Origin of the sequence: Sphingomonas bisphenolicum, from assembly GCF_024349785.1 — a bacterium.
Taxonomy (GTDB): Bacteria; Pseudomonadota; Alphaproteobacteria; order Sphingomonadales; family Sphingomonadaceae; genus Sphingobium; species Sphingobium bisphenolicum.
Map to the genome: position 1 here is coordinate 859,425 of NZ_AP018817.1, position 13,877 is coordinate 873,301.

The window sequence follows — 13,877 nt, forward strand, 5'->3', positions numbered from 1 at the left end:
TAAGGGCGGGGCATGAGCACTAGAACCGACTCAGGGGATCATGATCCCGTCATCGAAAGCCGCGACCAACTGATCGCAGCCTTTTCCAAAGGCGAAAAGTCCAAGGATCGCTGGCGGATCGGGACCGAGCACGAGAAATTCGTCTATAATCGCCGCGATCATCATGCCCCGTCCTATGAGGAAAAGGGCGGCATCCATACGCTGCTGATCGGCCTGACCCGCTATGGCTGGAATCCGGTGTTCGAGGGCGAGAATATCATCGCCCTGTCCGGCGCCGACGGCACCATCAGCCTGGAGCCGGCCGGCCAGCTCGAACTGTCGGGCGCGCCGCTGGAAAACCTCCACCAGACCTGCGCCGAAACCGGCCGGCATCTGGAACAGGTGAAATATGTCGGCGACATGCTGGGCCTGGGCTTTCTGGGCCTGGGCATGTGGCCGGACAAGACGCGCGCTGACCTTCCGATCATGCCCAAGGGCCGCTATGAGATCATGTTGCGGCACATGCCGCGCGTGGGGTCGATGGGACTGGACATGATGCTGCGCACCTGCACCATCCAGACCAACCTTGACTATGGCAGCGAGGCGGATATGGCGCAGAAATTCCGCGTGTCGTTGGCGCTCCAGCCGCTGGCGACCGCGCTGTTCGCCAATTCGCCCTTCACCGAAGGCAAGCCCAACGGCTTCCTGTCCTATCGCAGCCATATCTGGTCGGACACCGATCCCAAGCGCACCGGGATGCTGCCCTTCGTGTTCGAAGACGGCTTTGGCTATGAACGCTACGCCGACTATGCGCTCGATGTGCCGATGTATTTCGTCTATCGCGACGGCCAATATATCGATGCGTCGGGCCATAGCTTCCGCGATTTCCTCGACGGCAAGCTGGCCGTCCTGCCGGGCGAAAAGCCCACGGAAAAGGATTGGGAGGATCATCTCTCCACCGCCTTCCCCGAGGTGCGGATGAAGAGCTTCCTGGAAATGCGTGGCGCCGACGGCGGCCCGTGGAACCGCATCTGCGCGCTGCCGGCTTTGTGGGTCGGGCTGCTCTATGACCAGGGCGCGCTCGACGCGGCGTGGGACGTGGTCAAGGACTGGCCCATGGAGGAACGGCAGATATTGCGCGATTCCGTACCGAAGCTGGGCCTCGACGCGCCGATCGGCGGCGGGCGCAAGCTGCGCGACATTGCGGGGCAGGTGGTCGATATCGCCCGGTCCGGGTTGGCGTCGCGTGCGCGCCTCAACGGCGCGGGCGACAATGAGACCGGCTATCTGTCCTTCCTGGACGAGGTGGTTGCGTCCGGCAAGACCAACGCCGAACGGCTGCTGGAACGCTATCATGGGGAATGGCAGGGCGATCTCAGCCGCGTTTATGGCGAGGAAAGCTTCTAAACTCTATTCGGCGGCCTGCGCCGTCATCGCCGTCTCGCGCTTCTTCCCCGTCACCCAGGCGAAGAAGCGCGGCACCGGCGCGTGGCGCTCCATCCAGTCGCTATAGGCGCGATAATCGGGGTCGGCTGACAGATGCTTTTCCTCCGTCTTGGCGCGCCAATAATAGACCGCGTTGGTCAGCGCCAGCATCGCGCAGTTGCGCACCATGTCGACCAGCGATCCGCTGACCGACAGGAAGGGCAGGGCGGAAAACCACCAGAACAGGTTCTTCGACAGATAGGCCGGGTGCCGGGTCCAGCGATAGGGGCCATGGGTCAATATGCCGCGATGGGTCAGGTTGGAAAAGCGCAGCCCGAACGCCACCGTCGCCCAGGCGTACAGTCCGGTCAGCAGCACCAGCCAGCCGCCCAGCAGCCATTGCAGCGCGCTCGACCCTTGCGTCCAGTAATCCCATTCCGCGCCCCCGGCGTGATAGTCGAGCGGCCCGCCGCCGCCCATCAGGACGAAGGGCGGGTAGCACATCAGCGCCGCCAGCCAGCCGCCCAGATAGGGGTTGGCGGTGCGGATGTGCGAATCCAGCGGCTTGAACGTCAGGATATAGCCGACCGTCGCCAGGCAGACGTCGATCATGAACATGATCGCGATAAGGAAGCCGGCCAGCGCCACCGGATGGGCGAAGGCATCCTCGATCCGCCATTCGACCACGCTGGCGAAATTGCCCGGTACGATTGACACCATGAAGGCCAGGAAGAACCCCTTCACCGCCCAGGCGCGGGCATGATGCGCGACCTGGCGCATGTCGGCCTGCCCCGCCACGCCGCCGATCACCCACTGGCCGAAGCTGAAGCAGGCGTCCTTCGGCTCCACCAGTCGCCGGTCGATCCAGAGCATATAGGGGACGGACAGGACCAGCAGCCAGGGCGCGGCCGCCATGAACAGGTCCATCGAAAAACGGTAATTGCCGCTCCAATACCAGCGGGCGATGCAATAGAAGATGGCGATGGCGAGCCAGGTCGCCCACAGTCCGGCGATCTTGACGATGCTGATGTCCAGCACGTCCCGCACCGTCCGGGCCGGCGCGCGCCAGTCGATCCCGGTCGATGCGTTGCGATGCACCTTGTCCACGATCAGCGACCACAGCACCATCGGCAGGCCGCACGCGACCACTGCGGCAAGGCCGGCATTCGGCCCGTTCATCCCATAATGGCGCGCCACCAGCGTCCACAGGCCCAGGCCGACCAGACCGGCAATGCCGACACCATGGCTGACGGCGGATTTCGGACAGGGATCGACCTTGCTCATGCCGGCCGCAATAGCGCAAAATGGTAAGCAAGCGGTGAATTGGCGTCTGTGGCTGATGGGATCGATATTATGCGCTTCCATGTCCAGGCAGAGCAACTTCGCCGTTTGCCCGGCCTCTCGCTCGGACGACGGATAGCCGCGGCCGTCTCGTTGCCCAGGTCAACTGACGATTCCATCCGATCCACAATCCTCTAGCCGAAGATATCCGCCAGATCCTGTGCCTGCGGCCCGTCCTTCCAGCCGCGCAGATCGATATAGAGGCTGGCCTGCACCGTGCTCCAGAAGGCGATGATCAGCGTGTTGCTGACCGCCGACACCAGCAGATAGGGCAGTGACAGGGCGGCCGTGGCGATCCCTTGGGGCGTCATGCCGCTCGCCAGGATGACCGCGCCCAGCGCCGCGGACACCAGCCATATCAGCACCAGCAACAGCATCTGCAACCCGAAGATGCGCCAGCGCGCGCCCTTGGTCAGGAACCGGCTGCGCGAAAAGGCGCCGAACACTCCGCTATCTTCGGCGACCAGCGCTGGCGCCGCGACCGACCACATCAGGAACAGGATCACGCCGGGTATGAAGAACAGCGTGAACCCGGCCATGATCCCCAGGATCAGCAGGATGGTGAGGCCGATCAGCGGCACCGCCTTGGCCAGCCCGGTGCCGATGCATTGGGCGAAGCTCGCCCGCTCCCCTTGCGCATGGGCCAGCGTCGCCCGCACCAGCGCGCCCTGCACCAGCATCGAAAGCAGCAGGAAGACGACGAAGGAAGCGACCGATACGGCGATGGCGGCGATCGTGCTGGCCCGGTCCGCGCTCGCCAGCGTCGAACCGATGAAATAGCTGTAGAGAAATTGCGGGATCGACCCGAACAGGAAGGCGATGCCGAAGGTCGCAAGCGGATTGTCACCCAGCGTTCCGAAGGCCCGGCTCAACACCCGGCCGACAGAGAAGGACCGTTGCTCGCTCAAAGCCGCCCGCGTCGCCATTATCATACCCCCCATCTCCAGATCCGGACCGGATGCTGTCGCATCTGACCGACTTTGTCATCCTTTGAATGACTTGCGCCATCGTCGCCAGCCGCTAGGGTCTGCCGCGACGGGGGTGGGCATCGATGGCCGGACCAGGACATATGTCGGACGAGCAACTGGCTGCGGCGCATCGCGCGCTGCTGGCCGGCGGCGACGTGCAGTTCGACATGATGGCCGCACCGGGCCGTCCACCGCCGCCGGCCTGGCTGAAGGCGCTGGGCGAGTGGCTGGAATGGGCACTGGCTCCGGTGGGCCGCTTCCTGCGCTGGATCGGCAGCTTCATGCCCGATGCGCCCTATGCCCGCATTGTCCTGTGGACCATGATCGCCGCGCTGGCGCTGTTGATCCTCTGGATCGTGGTGGACCGGGTGCGCCACGGCGTCTGGCGCTGGCCGCGCTGGCGGCGGCGCCGTTCGGCCGCAGCGGTGGACGCGGCGCAAGAGGACTGGACCCCCGATGCCACCCCGGCGCGCGCCTGGCTGGAGGAGGCCGATGCGCTCGCCGCGCAGGGCGATTATGCGCAGGCGGTGCATCATCTCCTGCTGCGCAGCGTGGAGGATATGGCGCGTCGTCGTCCGCAGATCGTGCGCCCGGCGCTCACCAGCCGCGATCTCGCCCGCGCCGATGGCATTCCGTCCGCGCCGCGCCGTCTGTTCTCGGAAATCGCATCCGCGGTCGAGCGCAGCCTGTTCGGCGGCCGCCCGATCGATGCGGACGAATGGGGCCGCTGCCGCCTTGCCTATGCCGATTTCGCCCAGACACGGAATTGGCCAAGGAACGGGACGGCATGAGCGATATCGCCATCGCTCCGCCGCAGGCCGACACGGCGCTGTTCCGCGGCCGCACCGTCGGACTGATGCTGGCGATCGGCATTGCCGGTTTCGCCGCCATGCTGGTGCTGGGCGCCTATGCGCCCGACCTGCGATCGGGCCGCAATGGCGGCGCGCACGCGCTGTCCAATGCGGTGACCGGCTATGCCGCTCTGGTGCAACTGGCCGAAGCGACCGGCCGCCATCCCCGCATCGTGCGCACCGCCCATGAATTCGATACCGAAGACCTGCTGGTGGTTACCCCCGAAACGGGGGCGGTCGACATCAGCGAGGCGCTGATGCAGCGTGCGACCCGGCCGACTCTGTTCGTGCTGCCCAAATGGCGCACAGTACCGGATGACGATCATCCCGGCTGGGCGCGCTATCGCGGGTTGCTGCCGCTACACGAGCCGATCGGCGTGCTCGCGCCCGGCGTCCGCTTCACCATGCGCCAATATCGCAGCGGCGGCGGCGCGCTCGTCTCCAATGGCGTCCCCGGTCGCTTCTGGGCGCCGCGTCCGATCCAGGTCATCACCGGCATCGATCCGACCAACAAGCAGCAGCAGGATCAATGGCGCCAGCTCACCCCTTTGTTGACCGACGGCAGGGGCGGCATCGTGCTGGCCCGGATCGGGGAAGGGCCGCTCTATGTTCTGGCCGATCCCGACCTGCTCAACAATCGCGGCATGAAGGATCTGGGCCAGGCCCGATCCGCGCTGGCCCTGCTCGACTGGATGAACAGCACCGATCCCGACGGCGTCGCCTTCGACGTGTCGATGAATGGCCTCGGCCATTCGCGCAGTCCGCTCAAATTGCTGTTTGAGCCGCCCTTCCTGGCGATGACGCTGGCGATCGCCGCCGCGCTACTGCTCGCCGGTCTCCACGCCTTCGGCCGTTTCGGCCCGCCGCGCGCGCGCGCCCGCGCCGTCGCCTTCGGCAAGACGGCGCTGGTCGACAACAGCGCGCTGCTGATCCGCAAGGCCGGACGCGAAGCGCGGCTCGGCGGCCGTTATGCCGCCGCCATTCGCGATCGTGCCGCGCGGGCCTTCGGCGCGCCCGCCCGGCTGCGCGACGGCGCGCTGGACGAATATCTCGACAGTTTGAAGGGGGCGCATCGCTTCACCGACCTCCTGCAGGTGGCGGACGCGGCGCGCGACCGGCACAGCCTGCTCGACGCGGCGCAGGCACTCCACGATTGGCAAGAGGATAAGAGCAGATGACGGTAGAAGAGGTTCAGGCGCTCGGCCAGGCCATCAAGCAGCAGGTGGCCCGCGCGGTCGTGGGGCAGGAAGCAACCGTCGATCTCATGCTCGTCGCGCTCTTTTCCGGCGGCCACATCCTGCTGGAAGGGCCGCCCGGCACCGCCAAGACGCTGATCGCCCACAGTTTTGCCCGCGCCCTCGGCCTCGATTTCGGCCGCATCCAGTTCACGCCGGACCTGATGCCCGGCGACATCATCGGCGCCAATCTGTTCAACTTCCAGACCAGCCAGTTCAGCCTGACGCGCGGCCCCATCTTCACCGAATTGCTGCTGGCCGACGAAATCAACCGCACCCCGCCCAAGACGCAGGCGGCCCTGCTGGAGGCGATGCAGGAACGCACCGTCACCATCGACGGCGAAAGCCTGGCCTTGAGCGACCGTTTCATGGTCGTCGCCACGCAAAATCCGATCGAGCAGCAGGGCGTCTATCCGCTGCCCGAAGCGCAGCTCGACCGCTTCCTCTTCAAGCAGAGCGTCGATTATCCCAGCGCCGCGGAGGAGCGGAAGATCGTCGCCACCCATGGCGCGCGCACCCACGCGATGACGCCCGAAGCCTGGGGCGTCGCCCCCGTTGCCGACGCCGCCCGGATCGCCGAAGCGATTGCTGTGGTGAATGGCGTGCGGCTGGTCGATGAAGTGATCGACTATATCCTCGCCCTCATCCGCGGCACGCGCGACGTCGCCGATCTCGAAAGCGGCGCAAGCCCCCGCGCTGGCGCGATGCTGGCGGGCGCGGCGCGCGCCCGCGCGGCGCTGGACGGCCGCGATTTCGTCATCCCCGACGACGTCAAGGCGCTTGCGCCCGCCCTGCTGCGCCATCGCCTCATCCTCTCGCCCGCCGCCGAAATCGATGGCCGCCAGGTCGAGGATGTCGTGACCGGCATCATCGACACGATCGAGGCGCCGCGCTGAGCGCCCCCGCCATGACCAACCGCCCATGATCTATCCCACACGCACAGCCATATGGACGGCGGCGGCTGGCGCGCCCGCGACGCTGCTCGTTGCGCTGATGGTGCCGGGCCGCTGGTACGCCGCGCTCGCCTGGCCGGTGGCGGTGCTGCTCGCAACGCTCGCCGACGCGCTGCTGGGCAGCCGGCCGGCGCAGGCAGCGCTGCGGCTCGACGTGCCCCGCACCGCCAGCGTCGGCGCGCCGGTGGAGGCGGCGGCGCATGTGACGATCGCGGGCGTCCCCCCGGCGCGCGCGCAACTGCTGCTGGACACCGGACCGCTGCTTAAAGCGGAGGATGGGGACGGCCTCTGGGTCGACCTACATGCGGGCAAGGCGTCTGCCGCCATTCCGCTGCGCACCGTCCGGCGCGGCACGGCGCGAATCGCGCGCGGCTGGCTGCGCTGGAAAGGGCCGCTCGGCCTCGTCTGGAAACAGCGGATCGTGCCGCTCGACGCGACCATGGCGATCCTGCCCGACATCCGCCCGGTGCGCGATCGCGGCGCACAGATCTTCCAGCGCCACGCGCTCCAGGGGTTGATGGCGCAGGTCGATCGCGGCGACGGCGCGGATTTCGACGCGCTGGTGGAGTTTCGCTCCGGCATGGACCGGCGCGCGATCGACTGGAAGCAATCGGCCCGGCACTCCAAGCTGCACGCCAAGGAATTCCGCTCCGAACGCAACAACCAGATCGTCTTCGCGATCGATGCCGGCCGGCAGATGAGCGAGCCGGTGGCGTGTCTCAGCCGTCTCGACCGCGTCGTATCGGCCAGCCTGCTGACCGCCTGGGTCGCGCTCAAGCTGGGGGATCGGGTCGCGCTCCATGCCTTCGATTCGCGCCCGCGCATCGCCAGCGGGCTGGTGTCGGGCGCCGCCGCCTTTGGTGAACTTCAGCGCCTCGCCGCCCGTATCGACTATAGCGGGGAGGAAACCAACTACACCCACGCCCTCACCACGCTCGCGACGCGCCTCACCCGCCGCTCGATGATCGTCCTCTTCACCGAATTCACCGACCTTACCTCAGCTGAATTTCTCGTCCGCGCCGCCAGCCGCCTGGTCGAAACCCATTTGCTGCTGCTGGTCGTCCTGCGTGACGAGGAACTGGAATCGATCCTAGACCGCCGGCCCCGCAATGCCGACGACGTCACCCGCGCCGTCACCGCCGCCGCCCTGCTGCGCGACCGGCTGATGGTGCTCACCCGGCTGCGCCATCTGGGCGCCCATGTCATCGAGGCCGAACATGATCGGGTCGCCGACCGGCTGGTCCAGGGCTATGTCGATCTCAAGCGGAGGAACCTGCTATGAGCGCGCTCATCGACGGCCGCGCCGCCGCCCCTCTGGTCAACGCCAGCCGCTTCCGCGCCGCGCATGAAGGCGAATGGGACCGGCTCGACCAACTCGTCACCCGCATGGAGAAACGCTCGGTCCGCGCCCTGTCCGAAGACGATATCCTCGCCCTGCCGCTGCTCTACCGCTCCGCCCTGTCGTCGCTCTCGGTGGCGCGCGAAACCTCGCTCGACCGGGCGCTCGTCACTTATCTCGAACAGCTCTGCACCCGCGCCTATTTCCAGCTCTACGGCGTGCCCGACACCGCGACCCGCCAGCTTGCCCGCTTCTTCGCGCGCGACTGGCCATTGAGCGTGCAGGCGCTCTGGCGCGAAACCCTGATCTGCCTCATCCTGACGGTGGCGGGCGTCGTAGCCGGCTGGTGGCTCGTCGCCACCGATCCGAGCTGGTATTACAGCATCATCCCCGACGCGATGTCGGGCGGGCGCGATCCGTCCGCCAGCGCGGAAACGCTGCGCGCCACCATCTACGGGCCGCAGGAGGGCGGCGGCCTCGCCACCTTCGCCGCCTATCTCTTCACCCATAACAGCCAGGTCGCGATCTTCGCCTTTGCCCTGGGCTTCGCCTTCACCGTGCCGACCGTGCTGCTGCTCGTCTATAACGGTCTCACCCTGGGCGCGATGCTCTGCCTGTTCGCGCAAAAGGGGCTGGGTCTCAACTTCCTTGGCTGGCTCACCATCCACGGCTCGACCGAGATGTTCGCCATCATCCTGGCGGGCGCGGCGGGCATGAAGATCGGCACCGCCGTCGCCTTTCCGGGGCGGTATGAACGCACCGAAGCCGCCGTCATCGCCGGGCGCAGCGCCGCCATCGCGATGGCGGGCGTCGTCCTCATGCTGCTGGTCGCGGGCCTGCTCGAAGGGATCGGGCGGCAGACGGTTCAGTCGGACGCGATGCGCTATGGCATCGGCCTGGCCGCGCTGGCCGGCTGGCTGACCTATTATTACCTACCCCGCCGCGCGGAGGGCCAAGATGCGCTGGCGGCGTAACCGCGCGCCAAAGGCGCCCGCCTCGCTGCGGCGCAGCTTCGTCACGCCCGAAGGCGTCGACCTGCGCCTGGAACTGGCGAGCGCGGGGACGCGGGCCTCGGCCTTCATCCTCGACATCCTCATCCTGTTCATCAGCCTGATCCTCGGCACGATCCTGCTCGGCCTGCTCGGCATCGCCCAGGCGCGCGCCGAAATCTTTTTGATCCTCTGGCTGGTCGGCGCCTTCATGCTGCGCAACGGCTGGTTCATCCTGTTCGAAATGGGCGGGCGCGGCGCGACGCCGGGCAAGCGGCTGCTCGGCCTGCGCGTCGTCGCGCGCGACGGCGGGCGGCTGACCGGCGGCGCGGTGATCGCCCGCAACGCCCTGCGCGAGATCGAAGTCTTCCTGCCGTTGTCCTTCCTCGGCATGCAGGCGTCGCAGGGCGCGGCCGACGGCTTCCTGACCCTCTTCGCCCTGTGCTGGACCGGCATCTTCCTCTTCTTCCCGCTGTTCAACCGTGACCGGCTGCGGGTGGGGGATCTGCTGGCGGGCACCTGGGTCGTGAACAATGTGCGGGCGAAGCTGGGCGCGGATCTCGTCGCCGCCCGTGCGGAGCAGCCGCGCCGGATCTTCAGCGACGCCGCGCTCGACCTCTACGGCATCTACGAGCTGCAGACGCTGGAAAATGTGCTGCGGGGCGGCCAGGATGATGCGATCGTCACCGTCGCCGCGACGATCCGACGCAAGGCCGGCCTGCCCGACGATGGCGATGATTATGGCTTCCTTTCCGACTATTACGCCGCGCTCTGCGCCCGCCTGGAACGCGCCATGCTGGTCGGTCGCCGCCGCGAGGACAAGCATGCGACGACGGGGCGGCGTTAAGACCGGCCTGTGTCAGCCCGGCAGGGCGATCATCGAAATCTGCCGCCCATAATCGCTCTCGCCCCGATGGCAGGACCGGCGGTAACTGTAGAATCGGTCGGGCTGGCTATAGGTGTCCTCGTCCAGCATCGCGATCCGCGCCACGCCAGCCCCCGCCAGCCGCGCCGCGACATAGGCGGCGATATCGAACTGGCAATGGCCCGCGCGCCCCGGCGTGAAGAAGCGCTCATTGGCCGCGTCCTCCTTGGCGAAGCGCACTGCGAAGTCGTCGCCCACCTCATAGGAGACGCGACCGATGCACGGCCCGATGGCGCAGGCGATTCGCGCCGGATCGGCCCCCAGCGCCACCATCGCGTCGATCGTGCGGTCCGTGACGCCTCCGATCGCGCCCTTCCACCCCGCATGGGCCGCGCCCACCACGCCCGCCGTCGCATCGGCGAACAGCACCGGCACGCAGTCGGCGGTCAATATCCCCAGCACCAGCCCCGGCCGGTCCGTCACCAGCGCGTCGGCGCCCGGCCGTTCGCCCTTTGCGATCGGCGCGGTCACCGTCACGACGTCGGGCGAATGGACCTGCCGCACCGTCACCAGCGTCGCACCGGGCAGCAGCGCGTCCCGCGCCAGGTCGCGATTGCGCAGCACTGCGTCGCGATCGTCCGCCGATCCCAGGCCGACATTAAGCCCCGCATGGACCCCGGTCGATACGCCGCCGCGCCGCCCGGCGAAACCATGGGGCACAGCTTCCAGGCCCGGCGCGTGCAGCAATTCGATCATCAGGTCAGTTCCTTGTCAGGTCCATGTCGCTATCCGTCACTCATGGACGAGCATGTCGCACGCACGCAACATACTTGCGCGCGGCGGATTAGGCGATAGTCTCCCGTCCATAGCTCAACGGGGGCGGCGCACGCCGCCCGAGCAGAACAAATGAGTGTAAAGGGCATCATCCATGATTTTCGGGCGCGTTAAGCCTCTCGACGCCATATTGGCGACGGCCGAGAAGAAATCGCTGCACCGGTCGCTGGGCGCATTCCAGCTGACCATGTTGGGCATCGGCGCCGTCATCGGCACCGGCATCTTCGTGCTGACGGCGGAGGCCGCGCAAAAGGCGGGGCCGGGCATGATGCTCTCCTTCGTCATCGCCGGTTTCGTCTGCGCCGTCGCGGCGCTCTGCTACGCCGAAATGGCCGCCATGGTCCCGGTGTCGGGTTCGGCCTATACCTATAGCTACGCCGTGATGGGCGAACTCATCGCCTGGATGGTCGGCTGGGCGCTGATCCTGGAATATGCGGTCGCGGCCGGTGCGGTATCGGTCGGCTGGTCCGGCTATGTTGTGGGCCTCATCGAACATACTTTCCATATGGACATACCCGACCTCCTGACCCGCGGTCCGTTCGACGGCGGCATGGTCAACCTGCCCGCGATGTTGATCGCATCGCTGGTCACCTGGCTGCTGGTCATCGGCACGAAGGAAAGCGCGACCGTCAACGCCGTGCTGGTGCTCATCAAGGTCGCCGCGCTGACCCTGTTCATCGTGCTGGCCCTGCCGGTTATCAACATGGACAAATTCACCCCCTTCGCCCCGCTCGGCTTCTCGGGCATTTCGGCGGCCGCCGCCTCGATCTTCTTCGCCTATGTCGGCTTCGACGCCGTTTCCACCGCCGCTGAGGAAACCAAGAATCCGCAGCGCAACATGCCGATCGGCCTCATCGGCTCGCTTGGCATCTGCACCATCTTCTACATGCTGGTCGCCGCCGGCGTCATCGGCACCGTCGGCGCGCAACCGGTTGCGGGTCCGGGTGGCGAAATACTGGCCCCCGGTTCGGCCGCTCTGTCGCAGCAATGCGCCGCGCTCGCCGCCGCCGGCACCGAAGCCGTCACCTGCTCGAAGGAAGCGCTGGCCTGGACCCTGCGCGAAATCGGCTGGCCCCAGATCGGCAACCTGCTCGGCCTCGCCGCCGGCCTGGCGCTGCCTTCGGTCATCCTGATGATGATGTTCGGCCAGACCCGCATCTTCTTCGTCATGAGCCGCGACGGCCTGCTGCCCGCGGTCTTCTCGAAGGTCCATCCGACCTACAAGACGCCGCATGTCATCACCATCCTGACCGGCATCTTCGTCGCGCTGTTCGCCGCCTTCTTCCCGGTCGGCATCCTGGCGGACATCTCCAACTCGGGTACACTCTTCGCCTTCGCCGCCGTGTCGATCGCGGTGATGCAACTGCGCAAGACCGATCCGAACCGTGCCCGCCCGTTCCGCACCCCCGCGATCATGGTGACCGCGCCGATTGCGATCCTGGGCTGTCTCTATCTCTTCTGGAGTCTGGGCGTCGAAACCAAGCTGATGTTCGTCGGCTGGGCGGCGATCGGCCTGCTGGTCTATTTCGGCTACAGCCGCAGCCGCAGCCATGTCGGCCGTGGCGTAGTGGACGTTGCGGAGGATGACGCCGACGTCCCGCCCCAGCCGGTGCCGCCGCTCCCCGGCGCGCATACGCCGGGCGGCAAGGACGCCTGATCGCGGACGATCAAGCACGAAAAAAAAGGGGCGGTTTTCCGCCCCTTTTTCTTGCCGGCGTCAACGCCGATTAATGGAAGTCGATTTCCGCCTCGCGCAGGGCGCCATGATGGGGGCGGGTGAACAGCTTGCCGCGTTCGGCCCAGATCACGATCAGGAAAGACCCGATGCCGAACACCAGCAATCCGGTGGTGAAGGGCAGGGTGGTGCCGTCGAAGGCGCGGCCGACGATGCTGCCCAGTGCGCTCGACAGTGCCGTCGTCAGGAACGCCTGGAAGGAGGAGGCGACGCCCGCCCCCCGGTGGAACGGTTCCATCGAAATCGCGCTGAAATTGGACGCGGTGAAGGCGACAGTCATCATCGTCATGGCCTGCAGCACCATGAAGGTGGTCAGCGTTTCCATGCCGGCCAGGATCACCGCCAGATGGACCGCGGCGATCAGGATGAAGGCGATCAGCGCGCTCTGGCTCATCCGCCGCGCGCCGAAGCGCTGCACCAGCCGGCTGTTGATCAGGCTGCCGATGCCCATGCACCCGGCGATCGCGGCAAAGGCGATCGGAAAGATATGCTGGGCATGGAACACGTCGAAGAAAATCTGCTGCACCGACAGGATGAATCCGATCAGGCCGCCCATCACCACGCCGCTCGCCAGCATATAGCCGATCGAGCTGCGCGTGCGCATCACCATGCCGACCGTTTGCATCAGCGATCGCACCGTGATCCGCATCCGGTTTTCCGGATGCAGCGTTTCGGGCAGGCGCACCGTCATCCAGATCAGGATCAGGCTGGCCAGGATCACCAGCGCCCAGAAAATCCAGCGCCACGGTGCGATCCACAGCACCGCCTGGCCGAAGCTGGGCGCCATTACCGGGATCAGCATGAATACCGCGAAGATCAGCGACATCACCCGCGCCATGGCGTCGCCCTTGAACCGGTCGCGTACGATGCCCACCGTGATCACCCGGCTCGCCCCGGCGAAAAAGCCGGCGCAGGCCCGGCCCGCCAGCATCATGGTGAAGCTCTGCGCGCTGGCGCAGGCGACCGAAGACAGGATGAACAGCGCCATCGCCCATCCGAGCACGCGTTTGCGCCCATAGCGGTCGGACAAGACGCCGAACAGCAGAGACCCGAACCCCAGCCCGAGGAAATAGACGCTGATGATCAACTGCCGGTCATTGGGATGCGGAATGGCGAGATCACGGCCGATTTCCGGCAGCGCCGGCAGCATCGGGTCGATCGACAATGCGTTCATCGCCATCAGGCAGGCGCATAGCAGCACGAATTCGCGGAACTGGATGTCCTTGCGCGCTGGGACGGGCGAAGCAGGGGAGGCTGGACTCATGCCGGGGGCTATGCGGGCATCGGCCCGATGATGCCAGTCCCAATCCGCCACTGATCGTAAGAAGTTCGCGGGAGCGTTAACCCTGGCCGCGTTCCGATT

General features: G+C 66.7%; 12 protein-coding genes. 8 read left to right on the top strand and 4 right to left on the bottom strand.

The genetic code is table 11. The features are described from left to right. The first annotated feature begins 12 nt into the window (after positions 1 to 12). Positions 13 to 1,386, top strand: a complete 1,374-nt coding sequence (locus SBA_RS04205) for a glutamate--cysteine ligase (RefSeq protein WP_261935999.1) — start codon at positions 13 to 15, stop codon at positions 1,384 to 1,386. Between the two features lie 3 nt (positions 1,387 to 1,389). On the opposite strand, the gene SBA_RS04210 is transcribed toward SBA_RS04205, so the two are convergent. Together SBA_RS04210 and SBA_RS04215 are read right to left on the bottom strand one after the other, a co-directional pair. Continuing rightward, complete coding sequence (locus SBA_RS04210; protein ID WP_224548284.1) at positions 1,390 to 2,688, bottom strand: methyltransferase family protein; 1,299 nt, start codon at positions 2,686 to 2,688, stop codon at positions 1,390 to 1,392. 191 nt (positions 2,689 to 2,879) lie between these two features. Then, the gene (locus tag SBA_RS04215; protein ID WP_261936000.1) at positions 2,880 to 3,671 is read right to left on the bottom strand and encodes a hypothetical protein; all 792 of its coding nucleotides are present in this window, start codon (positions 3,669 to 3,671) and stop codon (positions 2,880 to 2,882) included. Between the two features lie 125 nt (positions 3,672 to 3,796). On the opposite strand from SBA_RS04215, the gene SBA_RS04220 reads away from it, so the two are divergent. Genes SBA_RS04220 through SBA_RS04245 form a run of 6 tightly spaced genes read left to right on the top strand, consistent with a single transcriptional unit; the run spans position 3,797 to position 9,927 of the window. Then, on the top strand, positions 3,797 to 4,504 hold the full coding sequence (locus SBA_RS04220; RefSeq protein ID WP_261936001.1) for a DUF4129 domain-containing protein: 708 nt from the start codon (positions 3,797 to 3,799) through the stop codon (positions 4,502 to 4,504). After that, a complete protein-coding gene (locus tag SBA_RS04225; RefSeq protein WP_261936002.1) occupies positions 4,501 to 5,742 on the top strand; it encodes a hypothetical protein in 1,242 nt (413 codons plus the stop codon). The genes SBA_RS04220 and SBA_RS04225 overlap by 4 nt, the downstream gene beginning before the upstream one ends. Then, entirely contained in the window at positions 5,739 to 6,695 is a 957-nt protein-coding gene (locus tag SBA_RS04230; RefSeq protein ID WP_224548275.1) for an AAA family ATPase, read from the top strand. The genes SBA_RS04225 and SBA_RS04230 overlap by 4 nt, the downstream gene beginning before the upstream one ends. 25 nt (positions 6,696 to 6,720) lie before the next feature. Next, entirely contained in the window at positions 6,721 to 8,034 is a 1,314-nt protein-coding gene (locus SBA_RS04235; RefSeq protein WP_261936003.1) for a DUF58 domain-containing protein, read from the top strand. Beyond that, positions 8,031 to 9,065 carry a stage II sporulation protein M gene (locus SBA_RS04240; RefSeq protein WP_261936004.1) on the top strand — a complete coding sequence of 345 codons (1,035 nt, stop codon included), beginning with the start codon at positions 8,031 to 8,033 and terminating at the stop codon, positions 9,063 to 9,065. Before SBA_RS04235 ends, SBA_RS04240 begins: the two co-directional genes overlap by 4 nt. Then, on the top strand, positions 9,049 to 9,927 hold the full coding sequence (locus SBA_RS04245; RefSeq protein WP_261936005.1) for an RDD family protein: 879 nt from the start codon (positions 9,049 to 9,051) through the stop codon (positions 9,925 to 9,927). The genes SBA_RS04240 and SBA_RS04245 overlap by 17 nt, the downstream gene beginning before the upstream one ends. Positions 9,928 to 9,939: 12 nt before the next feature. Here SBA_RS04245 and pgeF read toward each other — a convergent pair whose 3' ends face one another. Beyond that, on the bottom strand, positions 9,940 to 10,701 hold the full coding sequence (gene pgeF / locus SBA_RS04250; protein WP_261936006.1) for a peptidoglycan editing factor PgeF: 762 nt from the start codon (positions 10,699 to 10,701) through the stop codon (positions 9,940 to 9,942). A gap of 172 nt (positions 10,702 to 10,873) precedes the next feature. Here pgeF and SBA_RS04255 point away from each other — a divergent pair, with 172 nt between their 5' ends. Further along, positions 10,874 to 12,436: an amino acid permease gene (locus SBA_RS04255; RefSeq protein WP_224548269.1), complete on the top strand. Its 1,563-nt coding sequence runs from the start codon at positions 10,874 to 10,876 to the stop codon at positions 12,434 to 12,436. Between the two features lie 70 nt (positions 12,437 to 12,506). Here SBA_RS04255 and SBA_RS04260 read toward each other — a convergent pair whose 3' ends face one another. After that, a complete protein-coding gene (locus SBA_RS04260; RefSeq protein ID WP_261936007.1) occupies positions 12,507 to 13,778 on the bottom strand; it encodes a multidrug effflux MFS transporter in 1,272 nt (423 codons plus the stop codon). Positions 13,779 to 13,877 lie beyond the last annotated feature (99 nt).